The sequence below is a fragment of the Olsenella uli genome (assembly GCF_016900775.1).
Taxonomy (GTDB): domain Bacteria; phylum Actinomycetota; class Coriobacteriia; order Coriobacteriales; family Atopobiaceae; genus Thermophilibacter; species Thermophilibacter uli_A.
This window is the reverse complement of the sequence record NZ_JACJKN010000017.1, coordinates 1-20,563: the sequence shown is the minus strand read 5'-3', so window position 1 is coordinate 20,563 and position 20,563 is coordinate 1. Positions and strand designations below refer to the sequence as shown.

The 20,563-nt window shown below is 72.2% G+C and carries 16 protein-coding genes; all 16 read left to right on the top strand.

Annotation, left to right across the window (positions count from 1 at the left end):
• Positions 1-213: 213 nt before the first annotated feature.
• The 16 genes from H6A23_RS09560 to murB all read left to right on the top strand — a co-directional run bounded on the left by H6A23_RS09560 (position 214) and on the right by murB (position 20,297).
• Positions 214-1,071: an NAD(+)/NADH kinase gene (locus H6A23_RS09560; protein WP_204831959.1), complete on the top strand. Its 858-nt coding sequence runs from the start codon at positions 214-216 to the stop codon at positions 1,069-1,071.
• 52 nt (positions 1,072-1,123) lie between these two features.
• Positions 1,124-2,767 carry a DNA repair protein RecN gene (gene recN / locus H6A23_RS09555; RefSeq protein WP_204831958.1) on the top strand — a complete coding sequence of 548 codons (1,644 nt, stop codon included), beginning with the start codon at positions 1,124-1,126 and terminating at the stop codon, positions 2,765-2,767.
• A 211-nt stretch (positions 2,768-2,978) separates the two neighbouring features.
• A complete protein-coding gene (locus tag H6A23_RS09550; protein ID WP_204831957.1) occupies positions 2,979-3,893 on the top strand; it encodes a TIGR02452 family protein in 915 nt (304 codons plus the stop codon).
• A 159-nt stretch (positions 3,894-4,052) separates the two neighbouring features.
• The gene (locus H6A23_RS09545; RefSeq protein WP_204831956.1) at positions 4,053-5,702 is read left to right on the top strand and encodes a CTP synthase; all 1,650 of its coding nucleotides are present in this window, start codon (positions 4,053-4,055) and stop codon (positions 5,700-5,702) included.
• 20 nt (positions 5,703-5,722) lie between these two features.
• Positions 5,723-6,619: a site-specific tyrosine recombinase gene (locus H6A23_RS09540; RefSeq protein WP_204831955.1), complete on the top strand. Its 897-nt coding sequence runs from the start codon at positions 5,723-5,725 to the stop codon at positions 6,617-6,619.
• Between the two features lie 501 nt (positions 6,620-7,120).
• Entirely contained in the window at positions 7,121-7,579 is a 459-nt protein-coding gene (locus tag H6A23_RS09535) for a division/cell wall cluster transcriptional repressor MraZ (protein WP_204831954.1), read from the top strand.
• A gap of 12 nt (positions 7,580-7,591) precedes the next feature.
• A complete protein-coding gene (gene rsmH, locus H6A23_RS09530) occupies positions 7,592-8,554 on the top strand; it encodes a 16S rRNA (cytosine(1402)-N(4))-methyltransferase RsmH (RefSeq protein ID WP_204831953.1) in 963 nt (320 codons plus the stop codon).
• Between the two features lie 239 nt (positions 8,555-8,793).
• Positions 8,794-9,312 (top strand): cell division protein FtsL, encoded by a 519-nt coding sequence (gene ftsL, locus H6A23_RS09525; protein ID WP_204831952.1) that lies wholly within the window; start codon positions 8,794-8,796, stop codon positions 9,310-9,312.
• An 11-nt stretch (positions 9,313-9,323) separates the two neighbouring features.
• The gene (locus tag H6A23_RS09520) at positions 9,324-11,108 is read left to right on the top strand and encodes a peptidoglycan D,D-transpeptidase FtsI family protein (RefSeq protein WP_204831951.1); all 1,785 of its coding nucleotides are present in this window, start codon (positions 9,324-9,326) and stop codon (positions 11,106-11,108) included.
• A 43-nt stretch (positions 11,109-11,151) separates the two neighbouring features.
• Positions 11,152-12,591 carry a UDP-N-acetylmuramoyl-tripeptide--D-alanyl-D-alanine ligase gene (locus tag H6A23_RS09515; protein WP_204831950.1) on the top strand — a complete coding sequence of 480 codons (1,440 nt, stop codon included), beginning with the start codon at positions 11,152-11,154 and terminating at the stop codon, positions 12,589-12,591.
• Positions 12,588-13,619 (top strand): phospho-N-acetylmuramoyl-pentapeptide-transferase, encoded by a 1,032-nt coding sequence (gene mraY / locus H6A23_RS09510; RefSeq protein WP_204831949.1) that lies wholly within the window; start codon positions 12,588-12,590, stop codon positions 13,617-13,619. The genes H6A23_RS09515 and mraY overlap by 4 nt, the downstream gene beginning before the upstream one ends.
• A gap of 13 nt (positions 13,620-13,632) precedes the next feature.
• On the top strand, positions 13,633-15,054 hold the full coding sequence (murD, locus tag H6A23_RS09505; protein ID WP_204831948.1) for a UDP-N-acetylmuramoyl-L-alanine--D-glutamate ligase: 1,422 nt from the start codon (positions 13,633-13,635) through the stop codon (positions 15,052-15,054).
• A gap of 1 nt (position 15,055) precedes the next feature.
• On the top strand, positions 15,056-16,531 hold the full coding sequence (gene ftsW, locus H6A23_RS09500; RefSeq protein ID WP_353653053.1) for a putative lipid II flippase FtsW: 1,476 nt from the start codon (positions 15,056-15,058) through the stop codon (positions 16,529-16,531).
• 8 nt (positions 16,532-16,539) lie between these two features.
• Positions 16,540-17,667, top strand: a complete 1,128-nt coding sequence (murG, locus tag H6A23_RS09495; RefSeq protein ID WP_204831947.1) for an undecaprenyldiphospho-muramoylpentapeptide beta-N-acetylglucosaminyltransferase — start codon at positions 16,540-16,542, stop codon at positions 17,665-17,667.
• 306 nt (positions 17,668-17,973) lie between these two features.
• Positions 17,974-19,386 (top strand): UDP-N-acetylmuramate--L-alanine ligase, encoded by a 1,413-nt coding sequence (gene murC, locus H6A23_RS09490; RefSeq protein ID WP_204831946.1) that lies wholly within the window; start codon positions 17,974-17,976, stop codon positions 19,384-19,386.
• Positions 19,383-20,297 (top strand): UDP-N-acetylmuramate dehydrogenase, encoded by a 915-nt coding sequence (murB, locus tag H6A23_RS09485; RefSeq protein ID WP_204831945.1) that lies wholly within the window; start codon positions 19,383-19,385, stop codon positions 20,295-20,297. Before murC ends, murB begins: the two co-directional genes overlap by 4 nt.
• Positions 20,298-20,563 lie beyond the last annotated feature (266 nt).

Sequence of the window (20,563 nt, the reverse complement as noted above, 5' to 3'; positions counted from 1 at the left end):
TCTGCTCGGCAGCCAGACTGGAAAAGGCTACGCACCAAGGAGGAATCTGCGCACGGGCCGGGGTTTCTTTCGCACGAGCGAGACTTTTGCGCAGGGCGTCCCGCGGCCGTCCCGTCCCGGGCCGGCCGGTGCCTCCCGGGGCACGCGGGGCCGATTGCCGCCGCGCGGGATGCTACACTCTGAGACGTTGACCATGAAGGAGGAGACAGGCGCGTGAAGGTCCTCATCGTTCCCAACTTCTCTCGCGCGGACGCCCTCGAGGGCGCCCGCTCCCTCGAGCGCTGGCTGCTCGACCAGGGCGTGGACGTGCTCTGGGCGCACGACCAGCGACTCTTTCCCGACGCCGAGGACACGGCCGAGGGCTGCAACCTCGTGGTCTCGCTCGGCGGTGACGGCACCCTGCTGCGCGCCGCGCACATCGTCGGCTACGCGGGCGTGCCCATCGTGGGCGTCTCCTTCGGCCACCTCGGCTTTCTCACCGCCGCCGGCCCCGAGGACCTCGTCGCGACCGTCGAGGACGCGCTCGCGGGCGAGCTTCACGTCTCGCGCCGCGCGACGCTCGACGTCGAGTGCGCCTACGAGCGCCCGGACGGGAGCACGTACGCGCGGCACAGCTTCGCCCTGAACGACCTCGCCGTCGCGCGGGGCGGCGCGGGCAACATGATCGAGTTCGACGTCTCCGTCTCCGGCAAGCACATCGACCGCCTGCGCGGGGACGGCTTCGTGGTCTCCACGGCCACGGGCTCCACCGGCTACGCGCTCGCCTCCGGCGGGCCCATCGTCACGCCCGAGTTCACGGGCATGGTGTGCGTGCCCATCGCGCCACACACCATCATGGCGCGGGCCTTCCTCACCGCGCCCTCGGACGTGGTGGAGATAGAGATGAGCCCCGAGCGCCCGGCCATGCGCCACTTCTTCGTGGACGGGCAGCCCGTCCCGCGCGAGAAGCACAGCCGGGGCGTGCGCGCCACGGTCCGCCGGGGCAGGGGGGACGTCATCCTGCTCGACCGCAGCACGCAGAGCTTCTACGACTCGGTCTCGCGCGTGTTCTACGGCCAGGTGGGAAAGTGACGCCGCGCGGGCGCGGCCCGGCGCGCGGCGAGAGAGGCGGGCGGACGGACAGATGATCGACGAGCTTCACGTGCGCAACGTTGCGCTCATCCGCGACGCCTCCATAGAGCCGGCGCATGGCCTCACCGTCCTCACCGGCGAGACGGGCGCGGGCAAGACGGCGCTGCTCTCCTCGATCAAGCTCCTCGTGGGGGAGCGCGCCGACGCCGGCATGGTCCGCGAGGGCGCGCCGGCGCTCGAGGTGGAGGGCAGGCTCTTCCTCCCCGGCGACGACGAGGACGGCACCGTGGTGCGCCGGCGCGTGTCCGCCGACGGCCGCGGCCGCGTGGAGCTGGACGGCCACATGGCGAGCGTGCGCGAGCTCGCGGCGCGCGTGGGCGCGACGGTGGACCTCTGCGGGCAGCACGAGCACCAGCGCCTGCTCTCCGTGCAGACGCACGTGGGCATGCTCGACTCGTGGGCCGGCGCGCCGGCGACCGAGGCCCTCGCGGCCTACCGCGCGGCGCTCGCGGCGGCCGAGGCGGCGGCCGCCGAGCTCGAGCGCGTGCGGGAGATGGGCCGGGCGACGGGGGAGCGCCTCGACGAGGCCACCTTCGTCCTGAGGAGGATCGACGAGGTCGACCCGCGCGAGGGGGAGCTCGAGGAGATCGAGGCCCAGCTCCCGCGCGTCGAGCACGGCGAGGCCCTCATGGCGGCCGCCTCCGGCGCGCGCGAGCTGCTCTCCGGCGACGGCGGCGCCTGCGACGCGCTCGGCGACGCCGTGCGGGCCCTCGGGGACGCGGCGCGCTACGACGGCGCGCTCGGCACCTGGGCCAAGGCGCTCGAGAGCGCGCTCATCGACGTGGAGGACGTTGCCTCCGAGCTGCGCGACTACGCCGATGAGGTGGACTTCGACCCCGAGGAGCTCGAGCGGCTGCAGGATCGGCTCGCCAAGCTCGAGGGGCTCAGGCGCGCCTTTGGCCCGAGCATGGCCGACGTGCTGCGCCGCCGCGAGGAGGCGCGCGAGGTCGTGGAGGCCGCAAGCGACGGGGGCGAGCTCGAGCGTCGCGCGGCCGACGAGCTCGCCCGCCGCGAGGCGGCGCTCGCCGAGGCGGCCGACGCGCTCGACGCCGTGCGCGCCGAGGCGGCCCCGCGCCTGGCCGAGGCGGTCTCGGCCCAGATGGCGTTTCTCGAGATGGGCTCGGCCGAGCTCGTGGTGTCCCAGGAGCGCCTGCCGCGCGCGGAGTGGACGCGCGCGGGGGCCTCGCGCGTGGAGTTCCTCTATCGCCCGGGCGCCGGGCTCACGGCGCGGCCGCTGCGCAAGATCGCCTCGGGCGGCGAGGTCAGCCGCGTGATGCTCGCGTGCAAGGTGGTCCTCGGCGAGGCGGACGACTGCGAGACGCTCGTCTTCGACGAGGTGGACGCCGGCGTGGGCGGCGCCACGGCGGTGGCGCTCGCGAGCGTGCTGGCGCGCCTCGCGGCCACGCACCAGGTCATCGTGGTCACGCACCTCGCTCAGGTGGCGGTGGCGGCCGAGCGGCACTACCTCGTGCGCAAGTCGGAGGGGGAGTCCGGCGTGCCCGAGACCTCGCTCACGGAGATCTCCGGCGAGGAGCGCGTGGCCGAGGTGGCGCGCATGCTCTCGGGCGACACCGGCGCCGCGAGCCGAGACCTCGCCCGCGAGATGCTCTCCGAGCGCGCCACGCCCGGCAGGTGATGACAAAGGTGTCAGGGTCAACTGTCATGAACCTTTCACAACAGTTGACCCTGACACCTTTGTCATCAACAGTTGACCCTGACACCTCTGTCATCACGGCCCGCGGGCGCTCTGTAACGCGTCGCCAAACTCTGCGCCGCCCCTTCGCCGTCCGCGCCGCGTTGTGGCAGAATGACGGGTGCTCGACGACGGTTCGACGATAGGAGCACCCATGGCCGAGAAGAACGCTCGGCGCGACGCCCGCGGGGGCGGCCGCGCGGCCGAGGCGAAGCGCCACACGAGCGAGATGGCACGGCGCTTCGCGTCCGAGATAGCCCGCGCCGTCGCCGACACGCGCGCCTACGACGGCGCCCCGCGCCCGGCGGTCGAGGGTCGCGTGCCCTCCGTGAGCGTGGTCGACGAGGATTCCGTCGCCGCCGTCCTCGCGCGCGGGCGCGGCCTCGCCTCCGCCTGCGACCTGGCCGTCCTTGACTTCGCCTCCTTCACCTACCCCGGAGGCGGCTACGACAGGGGCACCATGGCGCAGGAGGAGTCCCTCTGCGCCGAGAGCTTCCTCTACAACGTGCTCGCCGAGAAGCGCGCCTGGTATGCGGAGAACCGCCGGCGCAACATCAACTGCGACCTCTACCGCAACCGCGCGCTCGTGGTGCCGCGCGTGCGCTTCGAGCGCGACGGCTTCCACTCCTACGCCGACGTCATCGTGGCCGCCGCGCCCAACGCCCGCCGCGCCCGCGAGGAGTACCGCGTGGGGGACGAGGCCCTGCTCTCGGCCCTGCGCGACCGCGTCCGCCTGGTGATGGCCGTCGCGGACGACCTCGGGCACGACAAGCTCGTCCTGGGCGCCTTCGGCTGCGGCGTCTTTGGCTGGGACGCGGCCTCCGTGGCGGAGGCCTTCCGCGCGGAGCTCGCGGGTGGGACGCACGCCGCCTCCGAGGTGACCTTCGCGATCCCGCGCGGGCGCGCGGACGAGAACCTCGAGGTCTTCGAGCACGCGCTCGCCACCTTCCCCGAGCCCAATCCCGCGCCGTACCGCACCCGCGCCGAGCGCGCCGCCGAGGCCGCCCGCGCCCGCGCGGCGCAGCCCGCCGAGGACGAGGGCGAGGACGACTGGAGGCGCTACCTCTAGCCTGACAGATGCCCCTGTCACCTTTGTCAGGTTTCCGTCCCGCGTCCCATTGTTTCGCGCTTGCGTCCGTTTCGGCGAACGGTCGCGGTGCCGCCGCGTCGTCGCGCTACCATGAAGACCCGTGGAAACGAACGGATTCTACGGGAAGGTCGTACTGCGATGGCAAAGCACATATTCGTGACCGGCGGCGTCGTCTCGTCTCTGGGAAAGGGCATCACCGCGGCGTCGCTGGGACGCCTGCTCAAGGCGCGCGGCTACAAGGTCATGATGCAGAAGGCGGACCCCTACCTCAACGTGGACCCGGGCACGATGAGCCCGTTCCAGCACGGGGAGGTCTTCGTGACGGAGGACGGCTACGAGTCCGACCTTGACCTCGGCCACTACGAGCGCTTCATCGACGAGAACCTCACGCGCGAGTCCAACTTCACCACGGGCGCCATCTACCAGAGCCTCATCTCCCGCGAGCGCGCCGGCGACTTCCTCGGCGGCACCGTGCAGGTCATCCCGCACGTGACCGACGCCATCAAGGAGCGCTTCCGCCGCATCGAGGAGCAGACGGGCGCCGACGTGGTGATCACCGAGCTCGGCGGCACGATCGGCGACATCGAGGGCCAGGCCTTCGTGGAGGCCATCCGCCAGTTCCGCAAGGAGGCCGGCCACGGCAACTGCTGCCTGATCCACGTGAGCCTCGTGCCCTACATCGCCGCCGCCCACGAGGTCAAGACCAAGCCCACGCAGCACAGCGTCCGCGAGCTGCGCTCGATGGGCATCCAGCCCGACTTCATCGTCTGTCGTTCCGACCACGAGGTCGACGCCGACATCCGCGCCAAGATCGCGAGCTTCTGCGACGTCGAGCCTGACTGCGTCTTCGAGAACTCCGACTGCCCCTCGATCTACGACGTGCCCAAGCACCTCGCCGACCAGGGCTTTGACGAGAAGGTCTGCGAGCGGCTGGGCCTGGAGTCGCGCGAGTGCCACATGGAGTCCTGGTATGCCTTCACGAGCGCCATGCACGCCGCAAACGCGCGCGAGGACGTCACGCGCATCCGCGTGGTGGGCAAGTACACGCAGCTCCCGGACGCCTACCTCTCGATCATCGAGGCGCTGCACCACTCCGGCGTGCTCTTCGGCCGGCACGTGGACATCCAGCTGGTGGACGGCGAGGCGCTGGGCGCCCAGAACGTCGAGGAGGTGCTCGGCGACGCCGACGGCATCCTCGTGCCCGGCGGCTTCGGCCTGCGCGGCATCGAGGGCAAGATCTGCGCCGCCCGGCGCGCCCGCGAGCACAAGGTGCCCTATCTGGGCGTGTGCCTGGGCCTGCAGGTCGCGGTCTGCGAGTTCGCGCGCGACGTCTGCGGCATGGAGGGCGCGAGCTCGGCCGAGTTCGACGCGGAAACTCCCTTCCCCGTGATCGCCATCATGCCCGACCAGGCCGAGATCACCGACAAGGGCGGCACGATGCGCCTCGGCGCCTACCCGTGCAAGGTCGTCCCCGGCACGCTCGCCGAGGAGGCCTACGGCGAGCCGCTCGTCTACGAGCGCCATCGCCACCGCTACGAGGTCAACAACGCCTACCGCGACCGCCTCTCCGAGGCGGGGCTCGTGGTCTCGGGCCTCTCTCCCGACGAGCGCCTCGTGGAGATGGTCGAGCTCCCCGAGAGCGTTCACCCCTGGTTCGTGGCGAGCCAGGCCCACCCCGAGTTCAAGAGCCGCCCGGACCGCCCCGCCCCGCTCTTCAGGGAGTTCGTGCGCGCCGCGATCGCGCACCACGAGGGGTGCGGCCGCCACGACGTGACCGCGCTCTCCTAGGACGAGCGGACGGAGGAGCCGTGGACCTCTCCCGCGCCCTCGAGGAGTACCTCGGCTACCTCGCCGTCGAGCGGGGCAGCTCCGAGAACACCATCGCCTCCTACGGCCGCGACCTCGCCCGCTACGTGGCCTGGCTCGCCGAGCGCGGCGTCACCGACCCCGAGGCCGTGACGCGCCAGCTCGTCGAGGAGCACGTGGGCGCGCTCGTGGACGTGGGCCTGGCGCCGTCTTCGGTGGAGCGGGCCGTCTCCGCGATCAAGGGACTCCACCGCTTCATGGTGGCCGACGACATCTGCTCGGCCTTCCCCACGGCCGACCTCCCACTGCCCGCAAAGCCCGCCCGCCTGCCGGACGTAATCTCGGTCGAGGCGGCCGCCCGCCTGCTCGACCAGCCCTTCCCCCGGACGCCCGCCGGCCTGCGCGACCGCGCCATCCTGGAGACCCTCTACGGCTGCGGCCTGCGCGCGAGCGAGCTCTGCGGGCTCGACCTGCGCGCCGTCGCCCTCGACGAGGGGCTGCTGCGCGTCCGCGGCAAGGGGGAGAAGGAGCGGGTGGTCCCCGTCATGGGGACGGCCGCCGCGGCCCTTGCGGCCTATCTCGGGCAGGGGCGCTGCGCGCTCGCGGGGCGCCGCCCCACGCAGGCGGTCTTCCTCAACGTGCGCGGCGGGCGCCTCTCGCGCCAGTCGGTCCATGCAATCGTGGAGCGCTACGGGCGCGTGGTGGGCATCGAGGGCCTGCACCCCCACACCCTGCGACACAGCTACGCCACGCACCTGCTCGAGGGCGGCGCCGACCTGCGCGCCGTGCAGGAGCTCCTCGGGCACGCCAACATCGCCACCACGCAGCTCTACACCCACGTCGACCGTTCCCACATCAGGCGCGTGTACCTCGCCGCGCACCCCCGCGCGCGGGAGTAGGCCCAGCCGACCGGCCCCGGCCCGCCGCCCTTCTCGCCCGCTCCTCGCTGCGTAAAAGTCGCGGGGCGAGAAGGACGGCGGGCCGGGGCCTGCGCTGACGCGCGCTCGTCGCGCGGTGCGGCCTGGCCCCCCTGGGCGCTACTCTCTTTTTTGCTGGGCGGGCGTGGGACGGCGCCCCACCGCGTATGGGATGGCTCCACACCGCCTGCGAACTGCGCATTTGCCGAGAAGAACGCGCCGCTGCGCCGCTGAGCTGCGCCTTCACGGCGCCCACACATTATGTTTCCCCCAAAGGCGAACAGGCACGGCCCCGCTTGTGGTCGGGGCGGGCCTGCTGCACCACATCTTGGGCTCCGCGGTGTCGGCGTGGGCTGCCCGCAGGGTGGATTCAACCGGAGGTGTGTGCCGTTGTGTTTTCTAGTGTCGCAAAGTGGGGTGGATGGCGTATAGTGTTCCCACGCTCCGTTCGGGGCAGGCTTCTCGTCTCGAAGGGAGGGTGACATGCTCGCCGGGTCGTATCCGATGTCCGTGGATGCCAAGGCGCGCGTCACCCTGCCGGCCGTCTTCCGCAAGCAGCTCGTGGATGGCGACAGGAAGACGATATACCTCGTCCCGCTCAACGGTTGCGTGAACGGCTTCACCCCTGAGGGGTTCGAGGCGTACGTCGACGGGCTCTTCGAGTACGGCGACCACCACTTCGATCCCCGCAGCCGCGATGACGTTCGCCTGAGGACGGGGCTGTGGGCGCGTGCCGTGGAGGTCGACATCGACTCCGCCGGTCGCGTGGCCCTCGGCAGGCTCGACGCGGCCAAGTCCGGCACGCGCGAGAAGCTCGGCCTCACCGATGCCGTCACGGTGGTGGGCGCCGGGGACCACTTCGAGGTCTGGAACACCGAGAAGTGGAACGCGACGCAGGAGAGCCTCGAGGACGACCTCGACGCGCTTCTCTTCCACGACTAGGGGGTGAGGGTCTTGACAGGAGAATATCGGCACGTACCCGTGATGCTCGACGAGGTCCTCGCCGAGCTCGACCCGAGGCCGGGAGAGGTGGTCTGCGACTGCACCCTCGGCGGGGCCGGGCATTCGGTGGAGCTTGCGAGGCGCGTCGCCCCTGATGGCCTCTCCCTGGGGATCGACCAGGACGACATGGCCCTGACGGCGGCGTCGGAGCGCCTCGCGCGCGAGGTCCCGGAGGCGAGCGTGCGCCTGCTCAAGGGGAACTTCGGCGACCTCGACGATCTGCTCGTCGAGGCGGAGGTCCCCGGGGTGGACTGCTTCCTCTTCGACCTCGGCGTCTCGTCGCCGCAGCTCGACATCCCGGAGAGGGGCTTCTCGTACCACGAGGACGCCCCGCTCGACATGCGCATGAATTCGGGGAACCACACCATAACCGCAGCCGAGGTCGTCAACACCTACAACGAAGCTGACCTCACCCGAATCCTTCGCGTCTACGGTGACGAGCGCTTTGCGTCCCGCATCGCCCGTCGCATCGTCGAGCGCCGCGCCAAGGCGCCCGTCGAGACGACCCTCCAGCTCGTGGAGATCGTCAAGGAGGCGATACCCGCGGCGGCGCGCAGGCACGGCGGCCACCCGGCGCGCAAGACCTTCCAGGCCCTGCGCATCGAGGTGAACCACGAGCTCGACGTCCTCGACCGCGGCCTCAGGGCGGCGGCGCGCTGGGCGAACCCGGGCGGTAGGATCTGCGTCATCTCCTACCACTCGCTTGAGGACCGCATCGTGAAGCACGTCTTCTCCGAGCTCTCCCAGGGGTGCACCTGCCCGCCGGACCTCCCGGTGTGCGTGTGCGGTCACGTGCCGATAGTCGACGTCAGGACGAGAAGGCCCCTCGTCGCCACCGACGAGGAGGTCGCGGCCAACCCACGGTCGCGCAGCGCCCTCATGCGCGTGGCGGTCAAGCTCGACGCCTCCGGCTGAGGGCCTCCAGAGCGACGTAGCCGGCGCGAGCCGTCTACCGAGAGACGTAGCACAACCGCATCAGAACGCAGCATAAACGCACCACCTTCGAACCATCAACGAACTATCAACTCACAATCAAGTAACTCTTAAGGTCGCTCAACTAACTCTCGAGGAATAGTCTCAATTAACCCTCAAGTACCCAGCGTACCTGCCATGAACGTAAGGCGCGGCACCAGCCGCTCACGAGAAGGACGACGATGAGGTACCAGGGATCTGAGGCATACGCATACGACGCGGCGACCGAGCCGAGAAGGCGCGAGCGGGCCTCGCAGGAGCCGCTCCGCTCCTTCGAGGTCGTCCCCGGCGGCGGGCTCGACGCGCGCGCCCGCCGCGGCGTGAGCCCCCAGTTCGTCGCCCGCGTCCGCGCGGCCGTCGCCGTCGCGGCGCTCGTGATCGCCCTCGGGCTCGTGCGCGTGGTGCTCTCCTCGGCGACCGTCGCCGTCCTCGAGCAGAACGCCTCCCTCGCCGAGCAGATCGAGTCCGCGCAGACCCTCTCCACCGACCTGAGGGTCGAGCGCTCGGTCCTCTCGAGCAACGCGCGCATCAGCCGCATCGCGACCCAGAACTACGGCATGACGCTCCCCTCCGAGCGCCTCACGGTCGACCTCGGCGACGGCGCCGAGGGGCAGGGCGCTCCGGAGGCCGGCGAGGCCCCCGCTGATGGGGAAGCTGCGCAGCCGACTGACGCCACGGGCGGGAACGCCGCCGTGGACTAGACTGTCTTGACGTGAGAGACAGAGATCGACAGAGCCGCCGCAGGCGGAGGAACCATCCGGAGGCCTCGTATGACGAGGCCTCTCGTGCGCGTTACCGCGTGAGGGCGTCCCGGCCGGGGGGCTCGGGCTCGGGCGGGGACTCGCACGGCTTCGTCGTCGTGCGCCGCACGCTCCTCGCGCTGTTCGCCGCCGTGGCGGCGCGCCTCGCCTTCCTCCAGGTCTTCGCCGCCCGCGACTACGCCGCGCGCGCGGAGAGCCAGCGCACCAACCGCATCACGCTCCACGCCAAGCGCGGCACCATCTACGACCGCAACGGCAACGTGCTCGCCATGAGCGAGGAGTGCAGCACCGTCTACGCAAACCCCGAGGAGGTGTCGGACCCCTCGGGCGTGGCGGCGGCGCTCGTGGCGCACCTCGGCGGCGACAAGCAGGACTACATGGACCTGCTCACCCAGGACACCACCTTCGTCTACCTCAGGCGCCAGGTCGAGCAGGAGACGGCCGACGCCCTCAAGGGCGAGCTCGCCGAGAAGGACCTCGCGGGCGTCTACTACCTCGCCGACACCAGGCGCGTCTACCCCTACGGCAACGTGGGCGCGCAGGTGCTCGGCTACGTGGGCGTGGACGGCCAGGGCCTCTCCGGCATCGAGCAGCAGTACGACGACGTCCTCACGGGCACCGACGGCGAGATGCTCGTGGAGACCGGCCTCTACGGGACGCCCATCGCGGGCGGCGCCTCCCAGGTGACGGAGGCCAGGGACGGCACGGACCTCGTGCTCTCGATCGACATCGACCTCCAGGAGGCCTGCGAGACCGCCATCGCGCAGGGCGTCAAGGACTACATGGCCGACTCCGGCTCGGCGATGATCATCGAGCCGCGCACCGGCGAGGTGCTCGCGGCGTGCTCGACGCCGCTGCCGGACTTCTCGAACCTCACGGACCCCTCGTCGCTCAACCTCAAGCTCGTCTCGAGCTCCTTCGAGCCCGGCTCCATCTTCAAGGTCATCACGACCGCCATCGGCATCGACGACGGGCTCTTCTCGCCGGACACCACCTACTCGGTCCCGCCCGCCTACACCGTGGGCTCCGACACCGTGCGCGACGACGACCTGCGCGACTACCAGATGGACATGGACGTGCGCGAGATGATGCGCCGCTCGTCAAACACCGCGATGGCGCTTCTCGCCGAGGAGGTCATCGGCGCCAAGGCGTTCTCCGAGGGGGTCGACCGCTGGGGGATAGGCCACAAGACCGGGATCGACTTTCCCGGCGAGGTCGAGGGCATCGTGAAGACGCTCGGCGAGTACGACGGCTCCACCCTGGGCTCGATGTCGTTCGGCCAGGGCGTGGCCGTCCCGCTCGTGCAGGTCGTGCGGGCGTATGGCGCGATCGCCAACGGGGGCGTCCCGTGCACGCCGCACTTCCTCGTGGAGCGCGGCGACGAGGAGGTGGAGTGGCCCGCGGGCGAGGCCGTCTGCTCGGCCGAGACCGCCGCGGCCGAGACCGACATGCTCCTCACGGTGGTGCGCGAGGGCACCGCCGAAAACGCCCAGATCGAGGGCTACGACATCGCGGCCAAGACCGGCACCGGCGAGCAGGCGGGGGAGTCGGGCGGCTACGAGGAGGGAAAGTTCGTGGCGTCGCTGTGCGGCTTCGTCAACGCGGCCGACCCCGAGGCCCTCGTCTACGTGGGCCTGAACGGCCTTCCGTACCTCGCCGCCGAGACCTCGGCCCACGTCTTTCGGGACGTGATGGAGCAGACCGTCCAGATCATGGGGATCGCCCCCGTCTCGTAGAATGGTGGCGGGGGCCGCCCCGAACGTACGCAAGGGAGTGCAGATGCTACGCATGACCGTCTCCGACATCGCCCGGGCGACCGGCGCCGCCGTCCTTCTCGAGGGCGCGCGCGACGTCGCGGGCGAGGTCGTCGTCGACTCGCGCGAGGCGGGGGAGGGGCGCCTGTTCGTCGCCTTCCCCGGGGAGCGCGTCGACGGCAACGCCTACCTCGCCGCCGCCGCCCGCGCGGGCGCCGCGGCGGTCGTGGCGACCGCCGAGCCCCCGGCCGAGGCGCTCGAGGCGGCCCGCGCCGCCGGCTGCGCCGTCCTGCGCGCGGCGGGCGACGACGGCGAGGAGTTCCTCCTGCGCCTGGCCGCCGCGTGGCGCGAGCTCCACCCCGGCTGGCTCGTCCTGGCCGTCACGGGCTCGGTGGGCAAGACCACCACGAAGGAGATGCTCGCCGCCGGCGCCGCCGCGCAGCGCCGCACCCACGCCACGCGCGGCAACCTCAACAGCCTCATCGGCCTGCCGCTCACGGTCCTCGCCGCGCCGGAGGACGCCGAGGTCGTGGTCCTGGAGCTCGGCATGAACCACCCGCACGAGATCGAGCGGCTCTCCGCCGCGTGCCGCCCGGCGCTCGCCGCGATCACTAACGTGGGGACGAGCCACATCGGCATCCTCGGCAGCCGGGAGAACATCGCCCGCGCCAAGGCCGAGGTCGTCTCCGGCATGCGCGCCCACGAGGGGGTGGGCCCCGCGCTCGCGCTCGCGAGCTCGGGCGACTTCACGCCCTTCATCGCCGACGGCTTCGCCCGCCCCGCGGGCGTGGACGTCATGACCGTGGGGTCGGGCGAGGGCGACCTCGTGCGCGCCGCAGGCGTCTCGCTCGACGACGCCGGCCGCGCCCGCTTCACCGCGGCGTGCGCCGACGGCTGGTCGCGCGAGGTGGCGCTCTCCCTGCCGGGCGCCAGGCTCGTCGACGACTTCCTGCTCGCGCTCGCGCTGCTGTGGCGCGCGGGCCTCGACCGCGACGCCGCGGTGGACGCCATCTGCCGCATGGAGCCCACGAGCATGCGCCTCGACGTCGTCCGCGCCCCCTCGGGCGCCCGCCTGATCGACGACTCCTACAACGCCGCGCCCGCCTCGATGGCCTCCTCGCTCGACGTGCTCTCGAGTATGGCGTGCGCGGGCCGGCGCATCGCCGTGCTCGGCGAGATGGGCGAGCTCGGCGACGAGGCCGCGCGCCTGCACGGCTACGTGGGCGCCTACGCGGCCGCCAGGGGGGTCGACCTGCTCGTGCTCGTCGGCGGCGCGCTCGCCGACGAGATGGCCGAGGCCGCCCGCACGATGGGCCTCTCCGAGGACGCCGTGGAGCGCCTCGCCACGGTCGAGGACGCCCTGCGCGTCATCGGCCCCGTCCTTGCCGAGGGCGACCTCGTGCTCGTGAAGGCGAGCCGCGCCGCCGGCCTCGACCGCTTCGTGAAAGGGGTGCTTGCCTCGTGATAGGAAATCCCGCCTATCCCACCTACCAGGTATTTCTCGCCATCGGCATCGCGGCTCTGGTGACCTGCGCGCTCATGCCGCTCTTCATCCGACTCATGCGCCACGAGGGGGTGGGCCAGCAGATCCGCGCCGACGGCCCGCAGCGCCACCTCGTGAAGCAGGGCACCCCCACGATGGGCGGCATCATCATCCTCGTGGGCGTGCTCGTCGCCTGCGGGCTCGTCGCCCAGTGGACCCCGGCGCTCGTGCTCGCCGTCGTGGTGACGCTCGTCACGGGCTCGCTCGGCCTGCTCGACGACATCGAGTCGGTGGCCCACGGCCGCTCGCTCGGCCTCACGCCCTCCCAGAAGATGGCGGGGCTCGTCGTCATCTCGGTGGCGTTTTGCCTCGTGGCGGTCAACGTCTGCGGCATCGCGCCGGAGGTCCGCTTCCCGGGCGGCCTCTCGCTCGACCTGGGCGTCCTCTCCACCACGCTTCCCGTGGGCGGCGCCGAGGTGACGGTGCCCTGGCTCTACCTCGTCTTCGTGTTCCTGCTCATGGCGGGCCTCTCCAACGCCGTCAACCTCACCGACGGCCTCGACGGCCTCGCCGGCGGCTGCACGATGGTGGTCATGCTCTTCATGGCGATGGCCGCCTACCGCTACAACGAGCTCGACCTCGCCATCTTCGCAGGCGCCATCGCGGGCGCCTGCGTGGGCTTCCTCTGGCACAACTGCTACCCCGCCTCCATCTTCATGGGGGACACCGGCTCGCTCGCCCTGGGCGCGGCGCTCGCCTCGCTCGCCGTCCTCACCAAGACCGAGGTCACCTCGCTCATCATGGGGGGCCTGTTCGTCTGCGAGGCGCTCTCCGTCATGATCCAGGTCACGAGCTTCAAGCTCACCGGCCGCCGGGTCTTCCTGATGACGCCGATCCACCACCACTTCGAGCAGATGGGGTGGGCCGAGAACAAGGTCGTCATCCGCTTCTGGATCGTCTCGGCGGCCTTCGCCGCCCTCGGTTTTGCCCTGTACTTCCAGCTCGGCTAGGGGATGAGCTCATATGGGTTCCACCGCTCAGGCATATCTCGGCGACGTCGCCGTGCTCGGGCTCGGCCGCACCGGCGAGTCCGCCGCCCGCTACCTCGCGTCGCTCGTTCCGCTCCGCGCCCGCTCGGTGACGCTCTTCGGCGGCGCCGCGTCCGCGGAGGGGGAGCGCACGCGCGCGCTCGAGGGCGCCGGCGTGCGCTGCGTCCTCGGGACCGAGGAGGTGACCGGCCGCTACGACCTCGTCGTGGCGTCGCCCGGCATCCCCGTCGACTCCGCCTTCTTCCGCTCCGCCGCCGCGTGCGCAGCCGAGGTCGTGGGCGAGCCCGAGCTCGCCTGGCGCGAGAGCCCCGAGCGGTGGGTCGCCATCACGGGCACCAACGGCAAGACGACCACCACCTCGCTCGCCGCGCACCTGCTCGGCGAGGCGGGTCTGCCCGCCGAGGCGGTGGGCAACATCGGCACGCCGCCCACCGAGGCCCTCCCCGCGCGGCCCGAGGGCGGCTGGTTCGTGGCCGAGCTCTCGAGCTTCCAGCTCGCCACGACGCGCCTTTTGCACCCGCGCGTCGCGGTGCTGCTCAACATTACGCCCGACCACCTCGAGTGGCACCACACGATGGAGGCCTACGCCGCCGCCAAGGAGCGCGCCTTCGCCAACCTCGGCGCGGGCGACCTCGCGGTGGTCTCCGTCGACGACGCCCTCTGCCGCGCCGCGGCCGCGCGCCTGGAGGGGCGCGGCCTGCGCGTCTGCCGGCTCTCCGTGCACGAGGAGCCCGCCGGCCCCTGCGCCGCCTTCCTGCGCGCGGGCGAGCTCGTGGTGCGCCTCGACGGCGCCGAGCGCGCGCTCTGCCGCGCGGCGGACCTCAAGATCGTTGGCCTGCACAACGCCGAGAACGCGCTTGCCGCCTCGGCCGTCGCGCTCGAGCTCGGCGTCTCCGCCGCCGACGTGGCCCGCGGGCTCAGGTCCTTCTCGCCGATCGAGCACCGGCTGGAGCCCGCGGGCACCGTCGCCGGGGTGCGCTACGTCAACGACTCCAAGGCCACCAACACCGACGCCGTCGAGAAGGCGCTCACGGGCTTTTCTCCCGGCTCGGTGGTGCTGCTGCTCGGCGGCCACGACAAGATGACCGACCTCTCCTCGCTCGCCGCCGCGGTGCGTGGGCGGTGCCGCGCGGCCGTCTGCTTCGGCGAGGCGGGCCCCAGGATCGCCTGCGCCCTCGAGGGCGCGAAGGACGGCGAGAAGGACGGGGCCGGCCTCGAGGTCGTCTCCGCGCCGCACCTGCGCGAGGCCTTCGCCGAGGCCGCCCGGCTCGCCCGCCCGGGCGACGTCGTGCTGCTCTCGCCCGCCTGCTCGTCCTTCGACGAGTTCTCCAACATGGCCGAGCGCGGCCGCCTCTTCAAGCGGCTCGTGGCCGAGCTCGGCGAGAGGGGGGCCTAGCGTGGCCGCCTGGGCGCGCCCCGCGCCGGCCCCGCGCGCGCAGGGGCGCGCACGCGGCGGCGCGCAGGGCCTCTTCGGCGTCCCCGAGCGCTTCATGCGGCCACGGCTCGTCTTCATCGCCGTCACGGCCGTGATCTTGGCCTTCGGCCTGCTCATGGTCTACTCCGCCTCCTCGGTCACGGCGCTCGCCGACTTCGGGGACGCGGCCTACTACCTCAAGCGCCAGCTGCTCTTCGGCGCGGTGGGCGTGGCGCTCGCGGTCTTTCTCGCCCGGGTGGACTACCACTTCTGGAGCGACCGGCTCATCAACCTCATCTGGGCCGTGACGATAGGCCTGCTCCTGCTCGTCTTCATCACGGCCGGCGACGCCTACGGCGCCACGCGCTGGATCGCCATCGGCGGCTTCCAGCTCCAGCCCTCGGAGTTCGCGAAGATCTCCGTCGTGCTCGTGGCGGCGAGCCTCGCGCAGCGCTACTTCGAGGAGGGCACGCTCGGCTGGGGCGAGTTCGTCAAGCTCATGGGCATCGGCGTGGGGCTTCCCGTCGTGCTCATCATCCTGCAGCCGGACAAGGGCTCCACGATGGTCATCGGCATCACCATCGTCACGATGGGCTACCTCGCCGGCGTTCCCAAGCGCATCCTGCTCGGCTTTCTCGCCCTGGGCCTGCTCGCCTTCCTCGGCCTCTCGCTCAAGGACGACTACTCGCGCCAGCGCCTGCTCACGATGCTCAACCCCGAGTCGGACCCCTTCGGGGACGGCTACCAGCTGCTCCAGGGCTTCTACGCCTTCGGCACGGGCGGGCTCTTCGGGGTGGGGATTGGCTTTTCCAAGCAGAAGTACTCCTACCTCCCCATGGCGCACAACGACTTCATCTTCGCCGTCATCGGCGAGGAGTGCGGGCTTCTCGGCACGCTCGGGCTGCTCGCGGGCTTCGCGGCGCTCGGCTGGGCGGGCTATCAGATCGCGCGGCACGCCCCCGACCTCGCGGGGCGGCTCATCGCGGCGGGCTGCACCACGATCCTCGTGATTCAGATGCTGCTCAACGTGGCGGGCGTCATCGGCATCTTCCCGCTCTCGGGAAAGCCGATCCCGCTCGTCTCGTACGGCGGCTCCTCGGTCATCGCGAGCCTCATGCTCGTGGGCATGATCGTCTCGGTCTCCGTCCACTCGCACCTGCCCGAGACCGCCCACGACGGCGCGCGCCGCTCGTGGCAGGTCGAGGACGGCGCGGCCGGCGGACCGGGGCTCTCGCTCGTGGGGGAGCCGCGCCCGCGCTCGGAGCGCGCCGCGGCGCCCGGGGCGGGGCCGAGGCTCACGGTCATGGACGGCGGCGCGCGGGGCCGGGGCGCCGGACGCCGGGCGGAGCGCCCCGCGGGCCGGGTGACGACCGACGCGCGCGGCAGGAGACGGGTCGACCTCGGGCCCGACGCGGCGGACCGCCTGCGCGGCCGGCGCGGCCCGAGGGGGAGACGATAGGAGGAGACATGTCCCAGCGCACCCTCGAGGTCGCCATCGCCGCGGGCGGGACGGCCGGCCACATCAACCCCGCGCTCGCGCTCGCCGAGGAGCTGCGCGACCGCGGCCACCACGTGAGGTTCTTCGGGCAGCAGGCCAAGCTCGAGGGCCGGCTCGTGCCCGAGGCGGGCTTCGAGCTCGTGCCCGTGGTGGTCTCGGGCTTCGACCGCGCGCGCCCCTGGACGCTCGCGAGCTCGCTCTGGCGCATGCGGCGTGCGCAGTCCAAGATCGCGCGGCGCTTCTCGGAGGAGGGCGCGCCGGACGTGGCCGTGGGCTTTGGCGCCTACGTGGAGATGGCCCTGCTCACCTGCTGCCACCGCCTGGGCGTCCCCTACGTGCTGCACGAGCAGAACTCGGTGCCGGGCCTTGCCAACAAGGCGCTCGCCCCGCACGCGGCGAGCGTGTGCATCTCGGTGCCGGCCGCGCGCGCGGTCTTCGAGCGCGAGGGGGGGCGCCCGCCCGCCGTGGTGCTCACCGGCAACCCCGTGCGCAGGAGCGTGGTCAGCGCGAGCCGCGCGGAGGGGCGCGCCGCCTTTGGGGTGGGGCCCGACGAGACGATGCTGCTCGTCTTTGGCGGCTCGCTCGGCGCCGCCCACATCAACGAGGGCGTCTGCCGCCTCAAGCGGGAGCTCCTCTCGCGCGAGGGGCTCGTCGTCGTGCACTCCACGGGCGCCGACGGCTTCGACGAGACGGTCGCGGCCCTCGCGCTCACGCCCGCCGAGCAGCTGCGCTGGCGCGTGATGCCCTACATCTCCAACATGGGGCAGGCGCTCGCCGCGGCCGACCTCGTGCTTTCGCGCGCCGGCGCCTCCTCGATCGCGGAGATCGCCGCGCTCGCCGTGCCGAGCCTGCTCGTGCCCTACCCGCACGCCACGGCCGACCACCAGACCACCAACGCGCGCTTCCTCGTGGACGCCGGCGCCGCCGTCCTTCTCGCCGACTCCCGCATCGACGAGCCCGTCTTTGCCGACGAGCTCCTGGGGCTCGTGGACGACCCGGCCCGCCGCGACGCCATGCGCGCCGCCGCCCGTGGGCTCGGGCAGGCCCGCGCCGCCGCCGCGCTCGCCGACCAGGTGGAGGCCGCCGCCCGCGCGTGAGGCCGCGCCCCGTGAAACGTCGCGAACGCCCCGCAGGGTTTCTGTGCGGGGCCGCCGCGACGTTTCTGCCCCGTAAATCGTCGCGAACGCCCCGCACGCCCGCCGCGCGGGGCCGCGGCGACAGTCCCGCGCCGCAGAACGTCGCGAACGCCCCGCGCCTCGTCCCGGCAGGGCGAGAAGGACGGGGGCGGGGCCGCCGCCCCGAAGACGGAGTGGAGAGTGTCGCGCGCCGCCCGCCCCGGGCCGCCCATCGGCTACAGTAGAGGGTCGAGAGAGATGCCCGTTCCATGAGCACGGAGGGTTTTGATGGCAGAGATCGAGAACGTCACGAGCGCCCACTTCATCGGGATCGGGGGCGCCGGCATGAGCGGCATCGCGCTCGTGCTGCACGAGCGCGGCTGCCGCGTCACCGGGTCCGACCTCAAGAGCTCCCACTACGTGCGCGAGCTCGAGGCGGCCGGCATCGACGTCACCGTGGGCCACGCGGCCGCCACGATCGACGCGGCCTCGCCGCAGGTCGTGGTCACCTCCACGGCCATCCCCGACACCAATCCCGAGGTCGTCCGCGCCCGCGAGCTGGGCATCCCCATCTGGCCGCGCGCCAAGATGCTCTCGTGGCTCTCGGGCACCCAGCGCACCGTCGCCGTGGCCGGGACGCACGGCAAGACGACGACCTCCTCGATGGTGGCCACGATGCTCGACAAGATGGGCCTCGACCCGTCCTTCCTCATCGGCGGCGTCGTGGAGGGCTATGACACCAACGGCCGCAACGGCGCGGGCGAGCACTTCGTGTGCGAGGCGGACGAGTCCGACGGCTCCTTCCTCTACCTCAACCCCAGCGTCGTGGTGGTCACCAACATCGAGGCGGACCACCTCGACCACTACGGCACCCTCGAGAACCTCGAGCGGACCTTCTGCACCTTCATGGGCCTCGTGGGCGAGGAGGGGACGGTCGTGGTGAACGGCGACGTGGCGCACGTCGTCGAGCTCGCGCGCTCGACCGGCAGGCGCGTGGTGACCTACGGCTTCGACCCCGCGTGCGACTTCGTCTGCGTGCCCGGCGAGGCGGCTCACCACCTGGAGAGCTCCTTCTCCGTGCGCCTGCCCTCCGGCGGCGAGGTCGCGGTGACCATCAGCGCCAACCCCGGGCGCCACAACATGGCCAACGCCACCGCGGCCATCGCCGTGGCCTCGGTCCTGGGCCTCGACGAGCATGCCGCCGCCGCAGCGCTCTCCCAGTTCAAGGGGGCGCGCCGCCGCTTCACCCACGTGGGCGACGTCGCCGGCGTGACCGTCGTGGACGACTACGGCCACCACCCCACCGAGGTGGCGGCGACCCTCTCCGCAGCTGCCGACCTGCCGTTCGAGCGCATCGTCTGCGTCTTCCAGCCGCACCGCTACACGCGCACCCAGAACCTCGCCGAGGAGTTCGGCTCCGCCTTCGACCACGCCGACGTCCTGCGCGTCATGGACGTCTTCTCCGCCGGCGAGATGCCCATCCCCGGGGTCTCCGGCAAGACGATCGTCTCCTCGGTGCAGCGCAACGGGCACGTGGCGGACGTGGCCTACGTTCCCAACCGCCGCCAGCTCGTCGAGGAGCTCTGCGACCTCGTCCGCCCCGGCGACCTGCTCATCACGCAGGGCGCGGGGGACGTCACCTCGATGGGCCCTGCCTTCATCGAGGCCATGCGCGAGCGGGAGGGCGGTCGCGCCTCGTGAGCGTCTTCAACGCGTACATGACCCTCTCGGGCGCCATCGACGCCGACGTCCGGCGCGACGAGCGCCTCTCGCGCCGGACCACCTACCGCATCGGCGGGCCGGCGGCCCTGTTCGTCGCCGCCCACAGCTACGCCGCGCTCGCGCGCACGGTGGCGGTTCTCAAGGCCGAGCACGTCGACTGGGTCATCGTGGGCAAGGGCTCCAACCTGCTCGTTGCCGACCGGGGCTACGACGGCTGCGTCATCACGCTCGACGACGAGTTCTCCCGCGTCGCGATCGGGGAGGACGGCACCGTCACCGCCGGCGCCGGCGCCGCGCTCTCCAAGGTGGTCAACGAGGCCCTCAAGGCGGGCCTCTCGGGCCTCGAGTTCTGCGTGGGCATCCCCGGCACGGTGGGCGGGGCGGTCTCCATGGACGCCGGAACGCGGCACGAGTGGATCGGCCGGCGCGTCCGCGACCTCGTGGTCCTGCGCCCGGGGGAGGGCCTGCACCGCTACGAGGGGTCCGACATCGAGTGGGGCTACCGCTCGACCTCGATCCCCACCTCGGAGATCATCCTCGAGGCCACGCTCGCGCTCGAGCCGGGCTCGCGCGCCGAGATCACCGCGGACACGGAGGCGCGCCTGCGCCGCCGCCGGGAGGCCCAGCCGCTCGGCGCGCCGAGCTGCGGGTCGGTCTTCCGCAACCCGCCCGAACGCTCCGCCGGCATCCTCATCGAGTCGTGCGGGCTCAAGGGGGCCACGTGCGGCGGCGCGCAGATCTCGCCCGAGCACGCCAACTTCATCGTCAACCGCGGCGGCGCCACGGCGGCCGACGTCGTGACGCTTATCGGCCGCGCGCACGACGAGGTCCTCGCCCGCTACGGGGTGGACCTCTCCTGCGAGGTCAAGCTCCTCGGCTTTGGGGCGTAGGGCAAAGAGATGGCGAGAAACCCGGGCATGCGGCCGACGCCGCGCCAGAAGTCCCCGATAGCCCCCGCGCCCTCCGGGCAGCCCCGCGGCGGGGCTGCGAGAAGGACGGGCGGCGCGCCGCGGCGCACGAAGGCCCCCAGGCCCGCCAAGGCGCCCAGGCCCAAGGCCCCCAAGCCCGCCAAGGCGTTCCGGCCCCCCGCGACGGGCCGTGCGGCCGCGCCGCGGCCCCGCCCGGCCGCTCCGGCGCCTGTCTCTTATACACATCT

Coding starts and splice junctions, on each gene's coding strand:
- recN (WP_204831958.1), top strand. CDS start 1,124: ATGATCGACGAGCTTCACGTGCGCAACGTTGCGCTCATCCGCGACGCC.
- murC (WP_204831946.1), top strand. CDS start 17,974: ATGGCAGAGATCGAGAACGTCACGAGCGCCCACTTCATCGGGATCGGG.
- murG (WP_204831947.1), top strand. CDS start 16,540: ATGTCCCAGCGCACCCTCGAGGTCGCCATCGCCGCGGGCGGGACGGCC.
- H6A23_RS09545 (WP_204831956.1), top strand. CDS start 4,053: ATGGCAAAGCACATATTCGTGACCGGCGGCGTCGTCTCGTCTCTGGGA.
- ftsL (WP_204831952.1), top strand. CDS start 8,794: ATGAGGTACCAGGGATCTGAGGCATACGCATACGACGCGGCGACCGAG.
- H6A23_RS09515 (WP_204831950.1), top strand. CDS start 11,152: ATGCTACGCATGACCGTCTCCGACATCGCCCGGGCGACCGGCGCCGCC.
- murD (WP_204831948.1), top strand. CDS start 13,633: ATGGGTTCCACCGCTCAGGCATATCTCGGCGACGTCGCCGTGCTCGGG.
- H6A23_RS09535 (WP_204831954.1), top strand. CDS start 7,121: ATGCTCGCCGGGTCGTATCCGATGTCCGTGGATGCCAAGGCGCGCGTC.
- H6A23_RS09550 (WP_204831957.1), top strand. CDS start 2,979: ATGGCCGAGAAGAACGCTCGGCGCGACGCCCGCGGGGGCGGCCGCGCG.